Here is a 17,926-nt window from a genome sequence, read left to right as displayed (position 1 = left end):
CACGGGAATCCCTTCCGCACACGCTTCACTCCGCCACACGGCGCACTGCCGCTCTTCACTTCAGTCGCCCCCCCGCCGCGGAGAGATGCCCCACACAAAAAAGTCACCATGACCCCCCGCCACACCCGTCTCTCCGGCCTCGAACCGCTGGTCATCACGCCCGACCTGCTGTTCGTCAACGTGGGCGAGCGCACCAACGTCACCGGCTCCGCGAAGTTCAAGAAGCTGATCAAGGAAGACCGCTACGACGAAGCGGTGGAAGTCGCGCGCCAGCAGGTGGAGAGCGGCGCGCAGATCCTCGACGTGAACATGGACGAGGGCTTGCTCGACGCCGAGGCGGCGATGGTGAAGTTCCTCAACCTGATCGCCGCCGAGCCCGACATCGCGCGCATCCCGGTGATGGTCGACTCCTCGCGCTGGAGCGTGATCGAGGCCGGCCTGCGCTGCCTGCAGGGCAAGGGCGTGGTGAACTCCATCTCGCTGAAGGAAGGCGAGGAGGTGTTCCTCGACCAGGCCAGGAAAATCCTGCGCTACGGCGCCGCCACCGTGGTGATGGCGTTCGACGAACAGGGCCAGGCCGACACCGTGGCGCGCCGCCTGGAAATCTGCGAACGCTCCTACCGGCTGCTCACCGAGAAGATCGGCTTCCCGCCCGAAGACATCATCTTCGACTCCAACATCTTCCCCATCGCCACCGGCATCGAGGAGCACGCCGACAACGCGGTGAACTTCATCGAGGCGGCGAAGGAGCTGAAGAAGCGCTACCCGCTGTCGCACCTCTCCGGCGGCGTCTCCAACGTGTCGTTCTCCTTCCGCGGCAACGACACCGTGCGCGAGGCGATCCACAGCGTGTTCCTGTACCACGCCATCAAGGCGGGCATGGACATGGGCATCGTCAACGCCGGCCAGCTCGCGATCTACGACGAACTGGAGCCCGAGTTGCGCGAACGCGTGGAAGACGTGGTGCTGAACCGCCGCGCCGACGCCACCGAACGGCTGATGGAGATCGCCGAGAAGCACAAGAAGGGCGCGCGCGAACAGGACAACACGAACGCGCTGGCCTGGCGCGAACTGCCGGTGCGCAAGCGGCTGGAACACGCGCTGGTGCACGGCATCGACCAGTACGTGGTGGACGACACCGAGGAAGTGCGCCAGACCGTCACGCGCACGCTGGACGTGATCGAAGGCCCGTTGATGGACGGCATGAACGTGGTCGGCGACCTGTTTGGCGCCGGCAAGATGTTCCTGCCCCAGGTGGTGAAATCCGCCCGCGTGATGAAGAAGGCGGTGGCCTACCTGCTGCCCTTCATGGACGAGGAAAAGAAGCGCAGCGGCGACACCGGCAAGTCCAACGGCAAGATCGTGATGGCCACGGTCAAGGGCGACGTGCACGACATCGGCAAGAACATCGTCGGCGTGGTGCTCGCCTGCAACAACTTCGAGGTGGTCGACCTCGGCGTGATGGTGCCGGCGCAGAAGATCCTCGACGCCGCGATCGCGGAGAACGCGGACATGATCGGCGTCTCCGGCCTGATCACGCCTTCGCTGGAGGAGATGGCCCACGTCGCCAAGGAGATGAAGCGGCAGAACTTCTCCATCCCGCTGCTGATCGGCGGCGCCACCACCTCGCGCGCGCACACCGCGATCAAGATCGAGCCGAACTACGGCACCGCCTGCGTGTGGGTGAAGGACGCCTCGCGCGCCGTGGGCGTGGCGCAGTCGCTGGTGTCGAAGGATCTGGTCGACGGCTTCCTCGCCAAGGTGCGCGCCGAATACGCCGAGATCCGCGAACGCCACAAGCACCGCGGCCCCGGCAAGAAGCTGGTGACGCTGGAACACGCCCGCGGCCAGCGCTTCGCCTGCGACTGGGCCAGCTACGCACCGCCGCAGCCGCTCAAGCCCGGCATCACCGTGTTCGACGACTACAGCCTCGCCGAGCTGCGCGAGACGATCGACTGGACGCCGTTCTTCCAGGCCTGGGAACTCGCCGGCCACTACCCCGCCATCCTCACCGACGAGGTGGTCGGCGCGCAGGCCAGCGAACTGTTCGCCGACGCGCAGAAGATGCTGGACAAGGTCGTCGCCGAGAAGTGGCTGAAGGCCCGCGCGGTGATCGGCTTCTGGCCGGCCGCGAACATCGGCGACGACGTGGAGATCTACGCCGACGCCGCACGCACGCAACCGCTCGCCACCCTGCACCACCTGCGCCAGCAGGCCGACAAGCCCGCCGAACGCCCCGACTTCTGCCTCGCCGATTTCATCGCGCCGAAGCCCTTCGGCAAGCCCGACTGGATCGGCGGCTTCGCGGTCACCGCGGGCCTGGGCATCGAGGAACACCTGGAGCGCTTCCGCGCCGAGTTCGACGACTACTCATCGATCATCCTCAAGGCCCTGGCCGACCGCCTCGCCGAAGCCTTCGCCGAGCGCATGCACCAGCGCGTGCGCCGCGAGTTCTGGGGCTACGCACCCGACGAAACGCTCGACAACGATGCGCTGATCGCGGAGCAATACCAGGGCATCCGCCCCGCCCCCGGCTACCCCGCCTGCCCCGACCACACCGAGAAGACCACGCTGTTCCGCCTGCTCGACGCCACCAGGAACGCCGGCATCGAACTCACCGAAGGCTTCTCGATGTATCCCGCCGCCGCGGTGTCGGGCTGGTACTTCTCGCACCCCGGCAGCCAGTACTTCGTGGTCGGCCGGCTCAGCCGCGAACAGGTGGAGGATTACGCGAAGCGCAAGGGCTGGACCCGCGAGGAAGCCGAGCGCTGGCTGGCTTCCAACCTCGACTACGACCCGGAGTGAGCGCTCAGCTCTCTTCCGGGCCGCCCGGCACCACCGTCTCCTTCCGGTGCTCGCGCATGTGGGCGATCACGTTGTAGATCGACACCAGCATCGGGAACGCCGTCTGGATGATGCCCACCGAATCGTTCTTGCCCCAGACGAAGTACGCCAGGGTCAGCGCGCTTCCGCTCACCGACAGGTACCAGAACATCATCGGCACCACCACTTTCCGATGCTTGCGGGTGGCGTAGAACTGCACGAACCAGCGCGCGGTGAACAGCAGCGTGCCGGCAAGGCCGACCACCTTCCACGTCGTGAAATGGAACTGCCCCAGCGCCTGCAGGACATGATCGATGAGGTGTGACATGGCGGGAACCGCTCGATGGGGGAGCCGGCATTCTACGCGAGTGCCCCGCCGCGGTTGACCTGACAGCGCCCGCCCCGTATAGTTGCGCGCTTCCGGCGGGCGGTTAGCTCAGCGGTAGAGCACTGCCTTCACACGGCAGGTGTCACAAGTTCGATCCTTGTACCGCCCACCAATAGATTCAACGATTTAGGCCACCTCGCAAGGGTGGCCTTTTTCGTTGTACGGACAAGCTGCGATGTCGGAGCGTGCCCCTGCCTGTCGTCTGGTTCAACCCTCCCCCGGCGAAACCGCGGCGGAACACCCTTCCCGCTCCCTCCTTGGGTTGCCCGGACCCCACGTGAAATAGGTGGCGGTGAGCAGCAGGACCCACGCGCCACCCACGTAGAGCGCTATCCGTGTATCCGGGCGATAACCCAGCATCACGACCACGAATAACAGGAACAGCAGGCAGGCGGCGCCGGTCCATGGCCAACCGCGCAGCGGAAACGCCCCTGCACCGGAGCGCCGGCGGAAGCTGAAGTGCGCGATCAGCACCATCGCCCAAGTCCACACCGTGTTGAACGAAAGGATGGACATCATCATCTCGAAGATGCGTCTGGGCAGCAGGTAGTTCAGCACCACGCCGACCAGCAGGCAGGCCAGGGTGAGCAGCACGCCGCGGACAGGCACGCCATGCACGCTCACCCTGGCCAGGGCGGCCGGCGCCTGCCCCTTCGTGGCCAGGCTGTAAAGCATGCGGCTGCCGCTGAAGGTGGTGCTGTTGAAGCCGGACAACGCCGCGGTGATGAGCACGAAGTTGATCACGCCCGCGGCATGCGCGATGCCCAGCCGGTCGAAGGTGGTGACGAACGGGCTTCCCTGGGTGCCGATCTGGTTCCACGGGTAGATCGCCATGATCACGAACAAGGCGCCCACGTAGAAAATCAGGATGCGCCACAACACCGAATTGACCGCGCTCGGAATGGTGCGCTCCGGCTGCGCTGCCTCGGCCGCGGCCATGCCCACGGTCTCGATGCCGCCGAAGGCGAACACCACCACCGGCAACGCCAGCACCATGCCCGTCACTCCGTGCGGGAACCAGCCGCCGTAGCTCCACAGGTTGCCCAGACCCATCGGCTGCCCGCCGTTGCCCCAGCCCAGCCAGATCATGCCGGCTCCACCCAGGATCATCAGCACCACGGTCACCACCTTGATCATGGTGAACCAGAATTCCATCTCGCCGTATACCAGCACCGTCATCAGGTTCAGCGATCCGATCATCAGCACGCTGGCCAACACCCAGACCCATTGGGGAATATCCGGGAACCACAGGTGCATGTAGATGGCGACACCGGTGCTTTCGGCCATTCCGACGCCAACCATCAGCAGCCAGTAGTTCCAGCCGGTGACGTACCCCGCGAACGGCCCCAGGTAGCGATGCGCATAGCTACTGAACGAACCGGCCACCGGGTCGTGCACCGCCATCTCGCCCAGCGCCCGCATGATGATGAAGATCATCAGGCCACCGATCATGTAGGCGAACAGCACCGAGGGCCCAGCCATCTGGATCGTGCTGGCCGAGCCCAGGAACAAGCCGGTGCCGATGGCCATGCCCAGCGCCATGAAGGTGATGTGGCGCGGCAGCAGGCGGCGCTGCAAATTCTGGTTCATGCATTTCACCTGTGGATGCGCTGGCTGGAACCCGCCGTCGAAACCTCGACCGGCATGCATTGGGGCGATGTCCGGGCAGGCTGTCCTAGCCGGCTGCCCGGCAGGCCGATGGGCGCGCTTCTGCGTACGCAGTCGACCCGGCGCCCGGGGACTCAACGGCCGGGCGACGATCGGGTATCGGGGAACAGTCCGCGCGCAATGAAAAAAGCCCCCCGGCGGAACCGGAGGGGTGGGGGAACAGAGACGGCCTCGCCAAGCCAGCCGCCCTCGGCAACTGGAGACACCAGGCATTCATCGGGGGCGAAGCCGTCGATGCGACGGCAGCCTTCAACGCAGGCTTGCCCGGCCTCGCCCCGCGGCATGCTCATTTCTTCGCGGACCCGAAGCTGCCGTCGTATTGGGCGGCCATGTAGGCCAGTGCGGCAAATGCGGCGACGTTCTGCCGGATGGCCTGGCGATCCACCTTGTCGAAGGTGTCGTCGGCCGTGTGATGAAGGTCGAAGTACCGGGTCATGTCCTGCCCGAACCAGGCCCAGGCAGCGCCCTTGCCGGCCATGGGAACGACATCGGGACCAGGTCCGCCTGCGCCGCCGGCATGTTCGATCCCGAGCGTGCCCATCAGGTTCTTCATCGACTCCAGAAACGGGCCGCCTTCCGCGGCGGAGCTGTAGTTGAACGCATAAAGGCGTCCCGATCCCGAGTCGCTTTCCAGCGCAAGGACATGCTTCGCCACGTCAGCCGCGTGGGCGACGGCATATTGCCTCGCCCCGATCAGGCCGCGTTCCTCGTTGGCGAAGGCCACGACGCGGATGGAACGCTTCGGGCGCACGGGCAGGGACGCGATCATCTTCGCCGCGGCGGCGGTTATCCCGATGCCGGAGGCATCGTCCACGGCGCCGGTGCCCATGTCCCAGGAATCCAGGTGACCGCCGAGCAGGATCCATTCCCGTGGCGTCTTCGATCCGGTGATCTCGGCGATGACGTTGTAGGACGTCACCTCGCCGCCCCACCCGCAATCGAGCGCCAGCCTCACACGTACCGGCCCCTTCTTGAGCAACCGGTCAAGCTGGTCGGCATCCGGCAGCGCCACCGCTGCGGCGGGAATCGGCTGCACGCCTTCGCCGAACGACGTCATTCCGGTGTTGGCCACCCGGCTGTAGTTGGTTCCGACCGTACGCATCAGGTAACCGACGGCGCCCTTTTGGCTCGCAACGGAAGGGCCCTGGCTGCGGGCTGAGCCAACGCCGTTGTATCCCGTCATGTCCTTGTACCGCCCCATCACCGTATCGACGAACGCGATCTTCCCGGACAGGCTGCCCGCAGGCGCCGCGCGCAACTCGTCCACGCTGCCGAAGCGGACGATTTCGGCTTCCACGGTTCCGCCGGGACTTCCCCCCAGGGCCGTCACCACCAGCTTCTGGCGATGTTCGCCCAGCACCTCCGCGCCCTCCGAACGGCGCTCCCAGTTCCTGAAGGTCACCGGCTCGGTCCAGACCTTGTCGAAACCGAGCTCGCGGTACTTCCGGACGGCCCATTGCACGGCCCGCGCGTCTGCCTCGCTGCCCGCAAGCCGCGGGCCCACTTCGGTCGTCAACGACTCGATCAGGTTCATCGCAAGATCGTCTTTGAGGCCCTGCTCGATCAATTGCCGCGCCGTGCTTTCGGACTCGGCGGATACCTTGGCGGCTTTCGACTCGGCTGCAACCCCGGCAAACAGGATCGCGGCCGCCAGCAAGATCGCTGTGCCCGGGCGCGAGCGTCCCGGCATGTGGCGTGAAGTCATGTTTTTCCCCTCAGCTTGAATGCTTCGTCTTTTCGATCCAGGCATCGACAATCGTTTCGAGCGCATCGAGCGGCACCGCGCCGTCCTCGAGCACGCAGGCATGGAACGCCCGGATGTCGAATTTCGGCCCCAGCTCTTTCTGGGCCTTCGCGCGCAACTGGCGGAACTTCATCTCGCCGATCTTGTAGGCAAGCGCCTGACCGGGGATCGCCATGTAGCGCTCGGTCTCCACGATGGCGTTGGCTTCGCTCTCCGCAGAGTTGTCGAGCATGTACTTGATGACCTGCTCCCGGGTCCATCCCTTGCGGTGCAGACCGGTATCCACCACCAACCGTATGGCACGCCACAGCTCGTTCTGCAGGCGCCCGAAATAGTTGTAGGGATCGCGGTAAAGCCCCATGTCGCGTCCCAGGGACTCGGCATACAGCGCCCAGCCCTCGGCGTAGGAGGTCTCTCCGCCGAAGCGACGGAATTTCGGCAGGCTCGAAAGCTCCTGCTGCAAGCCGACCTGGTAGTGATGGCCCGGGATGGCCTCATGCAGGTACAGCGATTCGGCGTCCCAGCGGTACAGCACGGACAGGTTGCTGGTGTTCACGTAGAAAACGCCCGGACGCGTGCCATCCGCGCTGGGTTCGACGTACGCCGCGGACGGCGCGGACTTCGCCTGGAATGCCTCGAACGGCCTGATTTCGAATGCCGCCTTCGGCTTGATCGAGAACAGAGTGCCGACGTGTCCGTCGACGACCTTTCTGATGGCGTTGAAATTGCCGAGCACGTCCGCTTCGGACGCGTAACGGAAGCGCTTGTCCTCCTGCACGTATTTGAAAAAGTCGTGCATCGGGCCCTGGAAGCCCGTCTGTTTCATGACCTCGCGGATCTCGCCGTGGATCCTGTCCACTTCCTTCAGGCCGATGGCGTGGATCTCGTCCGGCGTGAGGTCGGTCGTGGTGGAACTGCGCGCCTTGAAGGCATACCACTCCGTGCCGCCGGGTAGCGCCGACAGGCCGGACGTGCTCCGTGCGGCCGGCACGTATTCCTTGGCGATGAAATTCCGCAGCTGTGCGTAGGCTGGAACGATCGTCTGCTCGATCATCTGCCGATATTCGGCTTCGATGCGCTTCCGGTCCTTCGGATCGATGGACTTCGGCATGTTCCGCACCGGCCGCCAGAACACCGAGTCCTCGGCCTTGCCGACCACATGCTGGTTGAGCTGGTCGACAACCTTGAGCATCAAGGCCTTCGGCTGGACGATGCCGTTGACCATGCCCGTGCGCGCGTTCTGCTCGAGCTGGCGGAATATGACGGGGATGTTCGCCGCCCTGCTCCGCCAGTTGTCGTAATCGGCAACCGTCTTGAACGGCTGGCTGCTCACCCCGGAACCGAGCGACGCCAGGTTCGTGGCGGGATTGCCGAACTGGCTGAAGGGCTGCTGCCAGTCGTTGAAGCGCTGACCCTCGATCCGCTGGTCCATTTCCTCCAGGAAGAGGCGATAGCTGATCAGGTCCTGGCCCGACAAGCCCGACTCTCCGACTGCGGCCACGCGGCCGCGCCAGGATTTCAGGAACGCCAGCGTCTCCGCCCGATACTCGGCGGTGTAGGTGTTGGGGAGGAGATTGTTGTAGCGCGAGTCACCCAGGAAGGTGGCAGTGAGCGGTTCGCGCTTCAACAGCACTTCCCAGTATTCGTCGTAAAGGTGGTCGAGCCTGGCGGCCTTGCCGGCCGCTTCGCTGCTTGCGGCATCCACTGCAGCCGGCGACGCGTGCGGCGCCGCCATCGCGGCCGGCGGCATGCCAAGAGAAACCCACATGCCCGCCGCCATCGCGGCGAGCCTGATATTCGGACTCTTCATTGTCTGGATCTCGTTGAGGGCGCGAACAACGCTGGGACTCGGGCGGCGGGCCGGGCCCGCCGCCCCATCGTCAGTAGTCGTAGCTCATGCTGAGGCGCACGTACCTCGGCGCCTGCTGATTGACTCCCGCACCGTAAAGCGGGTCAGGCGTGCCCGGATCGATTTCCGAGTACGGATGCCGCCAGGTGACCGCCCGCGCGTTCAGCACGTTGAACATGCTCGCGTTGAATGCGAGCTTGCCGCCGGCGAAATCGGGGCGGTAGGTCACGGCAAGATCCAACTGCTTCACCCACGGCAGCCGGCCGTACTTGCCAGGCGGCGAAGGTTCGCCGAAACAGTACCGGTACTCGTTGTGGAATCCGTTCGGGTCGGCTTGATTGGCGCCATAGGATCCGAGGCAGACCTTCGGGGCGCCGGAAACCGCGCTGATGTTCCATGAAGCCAGCCATTCCGGGGAAAACTGGTAGTAGCCGTAGAGCTTGATCTGGTGCGTGTGATCGTTGGCCTGCGGGCCGTTGCTGTGCTCCATGACCTCCGGATAGTCCCAGTTCGAGGTGGTCGACGTGGCCGCCTGTTGGGTGACGGAAATCACCTGGCCTTCCGCCGTTCCGTAACTCCTCGAGAATGTGTAATCCAGGCGCGCATACCACTTGCCGTCGAAGGGGTGCTCCAGCAGGAAGTTCAGCCCGTAGTACTTGCGCTTGTATTCCGGCAGCCCGATCTCGGCGGCATTCATCGGAACCGTCACCAGGTTGCCCGAGGTGTCGATCAGCTTGAACGTGTTGGCGAGGCCGGGATTCATCAGCCAGCAATGCAGCGGGTTGCTTTCGCCGGTGACGGTGTAGCCCAGCGACGCAGCCTTGGCGACCACCCGGTCGAATCCGCAGTAGTCGTCGACGCCCGTCCGCAGGCTGCGGAAGGTGGCCTTCGCCCCGTATACCCACGCGGAGTCCCAGGCCTTGGTGAAGCCGAGGATGAACTCGTCCTGGTAGGACGGCTTCATGCCTTGCGACGTGACGGTGCGGGCATCCGGGAGTATCCCGTAGTAGCCGTTGGGAGATACGGCTCCCGACATCTGGGACAAGCCCGCAGGCGTGCCGTCCGGATTGATGCCCCCGTACGTGTAGTACGTGGAGGTGATTTCCAGCGCGCCGGCGGCGGTAAGCGCCGGGCCCAGCGGCAAAGCCAGATAGTAGCGGCCGGCGTTGCCGAACACCTTGAACGTGGAGTCGGACAGGACGTCCCAGCTGAAGCCGAGGCGGGGAGCCCACTGGCCGCTGGACTGCTTGATGTATGACTGCCCGGCCGAGTTGTAGTTGGTGAACTGGTCCAGCCGCAGGCCGAGGTTCAGCAGCAGGCTGTTGTTGACCTGCCAGTTGTCCTCGACGTACTGCGCGGTCTGCTCGGAGCGGATGTTTGCCAGCTGGTTGAAAACGTATTTGCGGACATAGTAGCCGCCCGCGCCATTCGGAAAACCGGACGTCGCGGGGACGCCCAGGCCAGAGGAGATCGGCACGTTCGGATCGGTCTTGCCGTAGATCCAGTAATAGCCGGGGCCGGACGTCATGCGACCCTGCTTGACCGCTTCGGCCTTCTGGTTGTCGACGCCCACGGTAATGCCGTGGGTCCCCGCCTGGTAGTTCAGGTCGATCCGCAGGTTCTCCATGTTGCCACCGCGGCCGGGATTGAACACGGAGGAAACCGTCTGCGCATTCCGGATGGGGCTGCCACCCGTCAGCAAGGGATTCTGGAAGGTGTGGCCCTGGACGTAGGTGAGGTTGGGGTTGTAGCCCGGGATTCCGTCGTAGTTCTGGGTGTCCTGCTTTCCGTACAGCGCCGACAGGGTGAGGTTGTTGGTCAGATAGCCGGTGTACTGGGCGCTCCAGATATCGCCGCCCCTCTTGATCACGTCGTCCTGGGCCGTGAAGTTCTCGCGGTCCAGGCTCTCGTAGTCGTAGTTGTAGATGTTGCCGTAGGTTTTCAGGCGACTCGAAGCTGCCGTCAACTCGACGATGTGGTTGTCGCTCACGTACCAGTCCAGCTTTCCGTACCAGCGCGGCTGCCGGTCGTAGAACGAGACGTAGCTGTTCGAACTTTCCACGTTGTTGACGGTGACGCCGCTCTCCTTGCGCAGTTCGTACGCGCCGAACAGATACAGGCGGTCCGAAATCAGCGGGCCGCCGAAATAGGCACTGGCGACATTGGCATCCAGCTTGTCCTTGCTCCGCGGCTGGAACATGCCTCCGTTGGCCGGGTAGCGCACGTTCCGGTAATCGCCGCGCATGCTGCCGGGCTCCCACGCGTACTGCACACCAAACTTCCATTCCTTGGTTCCGCGCTTGCCGACCGCGCTCAGCACGCCGCCGGACGAGCGCCCGTACTTCGCGCTGTAGCCGCCGGTGAACACTTCCTGCTGGCTGATCGCGACCGTCGGAAGCGTCAGGCCACCGAGGTTGTTGTAGGGGTCCGTGGTGTTCAGGCCGTTGATGTAGTAAGCGTTCTCGCTGACCGACGAGCCGCCGAAGGAAACCAGCGACTGCCCCGTGGGGCTCTTGAAGCCGCCACTGTTGTTGACGACGCTGGGCGCCAGCTGCGCGATCGCCTCGGAGGTCATCTCCATCGGCAGCTTCGCGATCTGGTCGGCCGTTACCACGGTACGCGAATCGACGCTGCTGACGTCGATGGCGTTCGCCAGCGGATCGGCGGACACCTGCACCGCGCTGAAGGTCTTGACGTTGCCGAGGAACGAGATTTCCGTGCTGGTGCCCACGGTCAGCGGCACCCGGTCCCTGACCTCGTAGACGGCCTCGCCCTTCTTGGCGGTGACCGAGTAGATGCCGAGCGGGAGTTGGGAAACCTGGTAGCGGCCTCCCTCCACCTTGATTTCGCGCGAGTACCCGCTGTCATTCCGGATGACAACGCTGGTTACCTCTTCCGGAACGGCGCCGGTCAAGGACCCGGTGGTGCTTTGCGCGTTTGCGGAACCGACATGCAACGCCGCCAACATGGCGACTGTCAGCAATGTCCGCACCGGGACGTTGCGCGCTATGTGCTTTTGCGACTGCTGAATCATCCCTCATCTCCCCGCAGATTGTGTGCGACCAACTACCAGACATGGTCTGGCTGCCATTTCACTTGCGCCCCAGCCAATCCAGCCTTTGTGCGGATTGCTTCTGGCTCGGGTTTTTCAGCACGTAAAGGGTCAGTTTCTGCTTGCCCTTTTCCTCTGCCTTTTGAAGGTCGAGCCCGTACCATCCGAGGGCCTCGGAATAATCGACTTCGACCGGAGACTCGACGACCTTGTCGAACCAGTCCTTCAACGGGTGTCCCGTCACGCTTTCGGCCACCGCGGTGAAGTCCTCCGGCCTGAACCCCTTGTCGCCCGAGTACTTCGCATAAGCCGCGCGCATGACGTCGTCGAGACTGACCGCGCCATCCGTCAATTTCCGGATATGGGCGTCCAGCAGGAAGCCGGCGACCTCGCCCTTGATGTAATAGCTCACCGTCTGGTCGGATGCGCCGATGCCGGAGTTGCTGTTCGACCAGACGCCCAACGACGATTGGGCAAGGGACTGCTTCAGCCTGCCCGGGGAGTTCTGCAGGGCGCTGATCTGCTTCGACAGCATGTCGAGATATCCATCGGTGCCGATCAGGCCGCTCCGCTTCAGCATGAGATTGCTGTAGTACGAGGTGAGCCCCTCCGATATCCACAAGGTGGACACGGTCGGCGTGGATTCGTAGTCGAACGGGCCAAGCTCCAGCGGGCGCAGCCGCTTGACGTTGAACGAGTGCTGATACTCGTGGGCCAGCAAGGCGAGGAAGGAGTCGTACCCGGCAGCCGTCGAGAACCTCTCCGGGTTGAGGTTCACCAGGGTTGAATGGGCATGCTCGAGTCCGCCACCGGAATTCCTGAAGGCCAGCAGGAACGCATACTTCCGCCACGGTTTCGCGTGCCAGAACTTCCGCGTCTCGTCGACCATCGTCTTGAGGTTCGAGCGGACCTTCTCATTGTCCACCGCAACCGCGCCGCGGTTGTATGCGATCAGATGCGGCGTACCCATCGAGGTGAACTCGAGTATCTCCAGGTCGCCCGCCATGATCGGCGAGTCGACCAGTTCCTCGTAGTTCTCCGCCAGGTAGCCGTACGAGTGGCCGTGCTTGACCCTCTTGAGTCCGGTGGCGTTCTTCCAGCCCTTCGGCAGATCCAGAACGACGACCCGCGCGAGCGACTCTTCGCCCTTGACCGTGATGTACGTGGCCGAACCGTTGAGCACCAGGTAGCTGGAGGTCAACTCGTTCCTGGAAACCGAGCGCTCCTTGGCCAGAAGCGCGTACCTGACCACCAGTTCCTTGATTCCCGGCGTGGCCACCGTCCAGCGATTGCCGCCCGCGTCGGCAATTTTCAGTTCATTGCCGCTCTTGTCGTACGCATTGATGCGCACGACATTCTTCTTGTAATCCTCTTTTACGTAATAACCCGGCGTCCAGACGGGAAGATACAGGGTAGTGTCGGCCCCGCTTGCCGGGAACGTCGCGTCCACTTCGACGATCTGCCCCGGAATATCCTTGACATGGATCACATACTCGATGGACGGTTTTGCCTGGTCGACCGCCTGTGTCTTTTTTTGCCCATTTGCCGCGCACGCCATGTGCACCGGCAAAAGAGCGACAACAAAGGCCAAAACAAATCCCTGCACGAATTTCATGACAACCCCCAGTTCTCTATTGAGAAAGGAACACCGGAACTCCGCGGCGCATGCCGCTTTTCACGAATCGACGATCAGCGACACCCCGTACGACCGCGGCGAATTGAAGTCGTAGACATTGCTGCCGAGCACGCGCCAGCTGAACTTGTCGGTTATGTTGGTCGCCTGAAACCGCAACATCGCTTTCGACCTGCCGATCTCGAATCGGTACCTGAGGCCAAGGTCGATCTGCGTGTAACCGCCGATTTCCACCGCATTCGCCTGGTCGGCGTATTTGCGGCCGTAGTAATTGATCGATGCATTCAGGGACAGATTCGGCATTTGCGCCAGGGCATGCGTCGAGCTTAATGTCACGCTCGTCCTGGGTTGCCCCACCGGCAGAAGCGTCTTGCCGGTGCCGTCGTATCCGGTACTCGTCACGGATGGATCCATGAACACCGCACCCAGGAGGAGCGAAGTGCTTTCGCGCACGTCGCCCGAAAGGCTTACCTCGAATCCCTTGTGCGTGACGTCGCCGGTGACGCCGTAGACCCCGTTCGCATCCAGATCGAGGTACGGCTTCTTGACGTTGAAGTAGCCGGTCACCACCCGCAACCCGAAGCCTGGTCGCCAGAGCACGCCGGCATCCCATTGCGTCGTGCGTATGGCCGGCATCACCTGTGCCCGGTTTATCGCGTAATCGGGCGCGGACCCGGCATCCTCCAGGCCCTTGGTACGGCTGGCGTATGCGGTGATCCACTTTGCCGGACGCCAGGTCGCCGCGACGTTGTACAAGGTGGGCGCGTCCCTGCTCGCCTTGCCGTCGGCCTCGATGCGCTTTTCGTACTCGACCTTCTGCACCCCGACATCGAGCGTTGCCCAGTCCCGGATTCTCGCCCCATAGGAAATCCCGGCACCGAACTGGCTGATCGACTCCTTCTCCCGCGCATGGAAAGAGAACGCCGGTTTGCGCGAGGCATCGGGAGCCTGAATGGAAAACCTCCCCAACGCGAAGCTCTCGCCGCCACCGTGCAGGTTCGTCCGGCGCTTCGCCCGCAGCGACGCGTGGAGGCTGTGCCGGATGCGATCTCCGCTCCTCCACTCGCGCCCGACCAGCAACTCTCCGCTGTCCGACACCGTCTTCTGCACCGGATCGGCGGATACGGTCCGGTCGGCATAACCGTCTCCCGACACGCCGGCGAGGCGATACGAAACCGAGTCTTCGGATTTCAGGACCGACCGGAACAAGCCCGCGGAGAGTTGCAGGTCGGCGGGCAACCCCACGCGCGCAATCGCGCCGTAGTTCGTGTTCGCGGTCCTTCCATTCGCCCACGACGGTCCGATGTAGTGTCGTCGCCTGACCGAACCCGGCAGTCGGTTGCCCAGGCTGATGTAGACCGGCGAGGGCTTCTTTCCCAGCGTGATCACGCTGCTGAACAGCGGAGTGATCCTGATTTTCTCCGTCGGTGTCCAGTAGGGAATCACCGCATAGGAAACGGTTTTCGAAGCGGAGCCGTTTGCCACTTCGTCCCTGTAACCTCCGGCGCCGAAGGCCCAGCCGAGATCGTGATCCGGCACCGGGATCCTGGCGTCGAACTCGATCGCCTGGCTGCCGAACGGGCCGTAGCCCAGCCTCGAACTGACCTCCCGCTTGTCGCCGGCCGGCCGCAACTTGTAGTCGGCGATTCCGGTCGGGGCGGGAAACAGGTAGTTCTGCGCCGCGATACCCACCCGTATCGCGCTGCTTTCCATCAGCCGGTCGCTGAACCCTCCGAGCCGATCGATGTACAGTCCTTCGACACGGATGTTTCCCGCCGAAACAGGCGAAAAGCCCCGGACGGAGCCCGAGCTGTACAGTCCGACGCTCTCGTCGCCGACGCTGGTTCCGAAGGCGTCGTCCGCCGATGCCGTGGGATTGGCCTGGGTGCGCTGGGCGCAGGCAATGTCGGGGCCAAGACACGCGGCAAGAAGAAGCGGCACGACGCATAGCCGCTTTGAATTCGCGACATTCCGCGGGCGTTGCTCGGGGCCATTTTTGGTTCTTTTGCGCAAAACTCCCCCTACAGCGCAGCCCTGCGGCGCGCAGCACAAATGGATCTGGCAAATTCGGCGACGCCCTACTCGGGTGCGGTCACCGTCGCAACGACTTCACCCAGTCGACGGGCGTGCGGCTGATTCATTCTGACGTGCATCTCGCTGTGTCACCGCCGTGCATATGATTCAAGTGGTATTCCAACCAATACACATGCCGGTCCATGTGGCACGCCCCGAACCAGCAGCCGAGTGAAAGCCCGGCCATGTCGGTACAACCATGGCGGCGTTCACGACCAGCCGAGCGATCTGCCCGCCAACAACACCCGTCGCTTCCTGCGGACAAACTCCGGCCCTCACCCTCGCGTATGCGTGGAAGTGCGACCGCGACGTACCTATCCCCTGTCTGTTGCCGTGCCTCGTCCCCGAAGGCTGTAGTCATCCTACCGAAACGTTCATGCGCGATGTCCGCAATTTGTTACGGATCAAATATGACTCATGCGCGACACGCGCATCGAATGGCAAAAACGTGCAAGAACGCGGTATCCGATGGCCACAAGTCGTTCGTGCGCCGCACCATTCCTTCCCCGCAAAAAGGGTGGCGTTCCAGATTTGCAAGATCATGCGCTTATCAGACTTGCCACCCCGCTGCAACGGCCCTAAGTGCTGTTGTGGGGTATCCAGCCGCCCATGCATGATCGGGCGCCATGGACAAGATAGATCGACAGCTGCTGGCCTCACTGCAGGAAGATGCATCCCTGTCGCATGCCGAGATAGCCGAGCGCATCAATCTTTCGCCCTCGCAATGCTCCCGCCGCCTGCAACGTCTTCAGCAGGAGGGATTCATCGTCCGGCAGGTATCCATCCTCAACGAGGCGAAGCTGGGGCTGCATGTCGAGGCTTATGTAATGGTCGCTCTCACCACGCATGTGGCCGGGGCTGCCGCAAGCTTTCGTCAACGGATGGCCCACATCAACGAAGTGGTCGACTTCTGTTCCCTCACCGGTGATGTCGACTATCTGCTCCACATCATCACCAAGAGCCTGACGACCTTTACCGAACTCATCAATGAACACATCCTGGGGAAAGGCGATGTGGCAAGCGTGCGCTCCAGCATCGTCCTCGAACGGATCAAGCGCTCCACAGCCCTGCCCCTGATGTAGATGGGCCTCCGGCACGGGACTTTGGTTTTCAGGCCGCGACGCTCAAGCCGCTGCCCTTGGCTTCGCTCGCCAATGGTTTCAATCGCTTGCTTCACCTCAAACGTGCGCCTGATCATCTCGTTGCCCGCCCCGGGACCGGGACACGTAGCAACCACAAAGCCTTTGCACCTGTCGGCTGGGCGGCGCCTGGGCGCAATCCCGTCACCGCGACACGAATGGCTCCGGCGGTAAATCGACGCGGCCCTGGTCCATTCGACCGAGGAGCACCCTCAAACCGCGTATCTGCAAGCCGTGTTGCTGCGTCGCCGCACGTCCGGAACAGGTCACCGTACTAGAATGGGCGACTGTGCCTGCAGCCTTGCCCCATTTGGGGAAGCCGCGCTCATGTCGTTGCTGTTCCCCGGCGGCCATCGCTGCGATGCCGCCATCCATTGATGCCTGGGGCATCTTTCCATGGAGTCGCCGTACCAATGATTTTCGAAACCATCGCCAACACGGGTCACGAAGAAGTCGTCTTCTGCCACAACAAGGACGCCGGCCTCAAGGCCATCATCGCGATCCACAACACGGTGCTGGGCCCCGCGTTGGGCGGCCTGCGCATGTGGCCGTACAAGACCGAGCAGGAAGCCGTCAACGACGTGCTGCGCCTGTCGCGCGGCATGACCTACAAGAACGCCGTGGCCGGCCTGAACCTGGGCGGCGGCAAGGCGGTGATCATCGGCGATCCGTCCAGGGACAAGTCCGAGGCGCTGTTCCGCGCGTTCGGCCGTTTCGTCAACTCGCTCAACGGCCGCTACATCACCGCCGAGGACGTGGGCATCGACGTCAACGACATGGAACACGTGTTCCGCGAGACCGAGTACGTCACCGGCGTGCACCAGGTGCACGGCGGCTCGGGCGACCCTTCGCCGTTCACCGCGTTCGGCACCCTGCAGGGCCTGATGGCCGCGCTGCACTTCAAGCACGGCAACGAGGACGTCGGCAAGTACAGCTTCGCGGTGCAGGGCTGCGGCCACGTGGGCAGCGAGTTCATCAAGCTGCTGCGTGAACAGGGCGCCAAGGTGTTCGTCACCGACATCAACAAGGACGCCGTGCAGCGCTGCGTGGACGAGCTGGGCTGCGAAGCCGTGGCCCTGGACGACATCTACGACGTGGACGCCGACGTCTACAGCCCCTGCGCGCTGGGCGGCACCGTCAACGAGCAGACCATCGACCGCATCAAGGCGAAGATCATCTGCGGCGCGGCCAACAACCAGCTCGCCACCGACGCCATCGGCGACGAACTGCAGCGCCGCGGCGTGCTGTACGCCCCCGACTACGCGGTGAACGCGGGCGGCGTGATGAACGTGTCGCTGGAGATCGACGGCTACAACCGCGAGCGCGCCATGCGCATGATGCGCACGATCTACCACAACCTCGGCCGCATCTTCGAGATCAGCAAGACCCAGAACGTGCCAACCTACAAGGCCGCCGACCGTCTCGCCGAAGAGCGCATCAGCGCCATCGGCAAGATCAAGCTGCCGCACATGGGCAACGGCGGCACCCGCTTCCAGGGCCGCATGCGCGGCCAGTGAGGCGATTCCGTACGCGCTGCCGCAAGAGACCGCCGCAAGG

At 63.7% G+C, this 17,926-nt stretch carries 10 protein-coding genes and 1 tRNA gene; 4 read left to right on the top strand and 7 right to left on the bottom strand.

Annotated elements, in window-relative coordinates:
• Positions 1–45 precede the first annotated feature (45 nt).
• Positions 46–2,805 carry a methionine synthase gene (gene metH / locus PCA_RS05845; protein ID WP_255436698.1) on the top strand — a complete coding sequence of 920 codons (2,760 nt, stop codon included), beginning with the start codon at positions 46–48 and terminating at the stop codon, positions 2,803–2,805.
• 4 nt (positions 2,806–2,809) lie between these two features.
• Here metH and PCA_RS05840 read toward each other — a convergent pair whose 3' ends face one another.
• A complete protein-coding gene (locus PCA_RS05840) occupies positions 2,810–3,151 on the bottom strand; it encodes a lipid-A-disaccharide synthase N-terminal domain-containing protein (RefSeq protein ID WP_181301658.1) in 342 nt (113 codons plus the stop codon).
• A 97-nt stretch (positions 3,152–3,248) separates the two neighbouring features.
• Here PCA_RS05840 and PCA_RS05835 point away from each other — a divergent pair.
• A tRNA-Val gene (locus PCA_RS05835) sits at positions 3,249–3,323 on the top strand.
• A gap of 95 nt (positions 3,324–3,418) precedes the next feature.
• Here PCA_RS05835 and PCA_RS05830 read toward each other — a convergent pair.
• The 6 genes from PCA_RS05830 to PCA_RS05805 all read right to left on the bottom strand — a co-directional run bounded on the left by PCA_RS05830 (position 3,419) and on the right by PCA_RS05805 (position 15,098).
• Positions 3,419–4,801: an amino acid permease gene (locus tag PCA_RS05830; protein ID WP_181301657.1), complete on the bottom strand. Its 1,383-nt coding sequence runs from the start codon at positions 4,799–4,801 to the stop codon at positions 3,419–3,421.
• 364 nt (positions 4,802–5,165) lie between these two features.
• The gene (locus PCA_RS05825) at positions 5,166–6,413 is read right to left on the bottom strand and encodes a M28 family peptidase (protein WP_255436697.1); all 1,248 of its coding nucleotides are present in this window, start codon (positions 6,411–6,413) and stop codon (positions 5,166–5,168) included.
• Between the two features lie 181 nt (positions 6,414–6,594).
• The gene (locus PCA_RS05820; RefSeq protein ID WP_181301656.1) at positions 6,595–8,433 is read right to left on the bottom strand and encodes a DUF885 domain-containing protein; all 1,839 of its coding nucleotides are present in this window, start codon (positions 8,431–8,433) and stop codon (positions 6,595–6,597) included.
• Positions 8,434–8,503: 70 nt separating this feature from the next.
• Entirely contained in the window at positions 8,504–11,506 is a 3,003-nt protein-coding gene (locus tag PCA_RS05815; RefSeq protein WP_181301655.1) for a TonB-dependent receptor, read from the bottom strand.
• Positions 11,507–11,564: 58 nt separating this feature from the next.
• Positions 11,565–13,139, bottom strand: a complete 1,575-nt coding sequence (locus PCA_RS05810; RefSeq protein ID WP_181301654.1) for a M61 family metallopeptidase — start codon at positions 13,137–13,139, stop codon at positions 11,565–11,567.
• Between the two features lie 60 nt (positions 13,140–13,199).
• Complete coding sequence (locus PCA_RS05805) at positions 13,200–15,098, bottom strand: TonB-dependent receptor (RefSeq protein ID WP_181301653.1); 1,899 nt, start codon at positions 15,096–15,098, stop codon at positions 13,200–13,202.
• A 758-nt stretch (positions 15,099–15,856) separates the two neighbouring features.
• Here PCA_RS05805 and PCA_RS05800 point away from each other — a divergent pair.
• Together PCA_RS05800 and PCA_RS05795 are read left to right on the top strand one after the other, a co-directional pair.
• Positions 15,857–16,312 carry an Lrp/AsnC family transcriptional regulator gene (locus tag PCA_RS05800; RefSeq protein WP_181301652.1) on the top strand — a complete coding sequence of 152 codons (456 nt, stop codon included), beginning with the start codon at positions 15,857–15,859 and terminating at the stop codon, positions 16,310–16,312.
• Between the two features lie 470 nt (positions 16,313–16,782).
• The gene (locus PCA_RS05795) at positions 16,783–17,886 is read left to right on the top strand and encodes a Glu/Leu/Phe/Val dehydrogenase dimerization domain-containing protein (RefSeq protein ID WP_181301651.1); all 1,104 of its coding nucleotides are present in this window, start codon (positions 16,783–16,785) and stop codon (positions 17,884–17,886) included.
• Positions 17,887–17,926 lie beyond the last annotated feature (40 nt).

Origin of the sequence: Rhodanobacter sp. PCA2 (genome assembly GCF_013620825.1) — a bacterium.
Lineage (GTDB): Bacteria > Pseudomonadota > Gammaproteobacteria > Xanthomonadales > Rhodanobacteraceae > Rhodanobacter_A.
The sequence above is the reverse complement of the archived record's forward strand: the minus strand, read 5'-3'. Positions and strand labels throughout refer to the sequence as shown.

Excerpts from the sequence above, each read along its gene's own strand:
- PCA_RS05810 (WP_181301654.1), bottom strand. The coding sequence starts at position 13,139 with ATGAAATTCGTGCAGGGATTTGTTTTGGCCTTTGTTGTCGCTCTTTTG.
- PCA_RS05815 (WP_181301655.1), bottom strand. The coding sequence starts at position 11,506 with ATGATTCAGCAGTCGCAAAAGCACATAGCGCGCAACGTCCCGGTGCGG.
- PCA_RS05795 (WP_181301651.1), top strand. The coding sequence starts at position 16,783 with ATGATTTTCGAAACCATCGCCAACACGGGTCACGAAGAAGTCGTCTTC.
- PCA_RS05830 (WP_181301657.1), bottom strand. The coding sequence starts at position 4,801 with ATGAACCAGAATTTGCAGCGCCGCCTGCTGCCGCGCCACATCACCTTC.
- PCA_RS05820 (WP_181301656.1), bottom strand. The coding sequence starts at position 8,433 with ATGAAGAGTCCGAATATCAGGCTCGCCGCGATGGCGGCGGGCATGTGG.
- PCA_RS05800 (WP_181301652.1), top strand. The coding sequence starts at position 15,857 with ATGGACAAGATAGATCGACAGCTGCTGGCCTCACTGCAGGAAGATGCA.
- PCA_RS05825 (WP_255436697.1), bottom strand. The coding sequence starts at position 6,413 with ATGAACCTGATCGAGTCGTTGACGACCGAAGTGGGCCCGCGGCTTGCG.
- PCA_RS05840 (WP_181301658.1), bottom strand. The coding sequence starts at position 3,151 with ATGTCACACCTCATCGATCATGTCCTGCAGGCGCTGGGGCAGTTCCAT.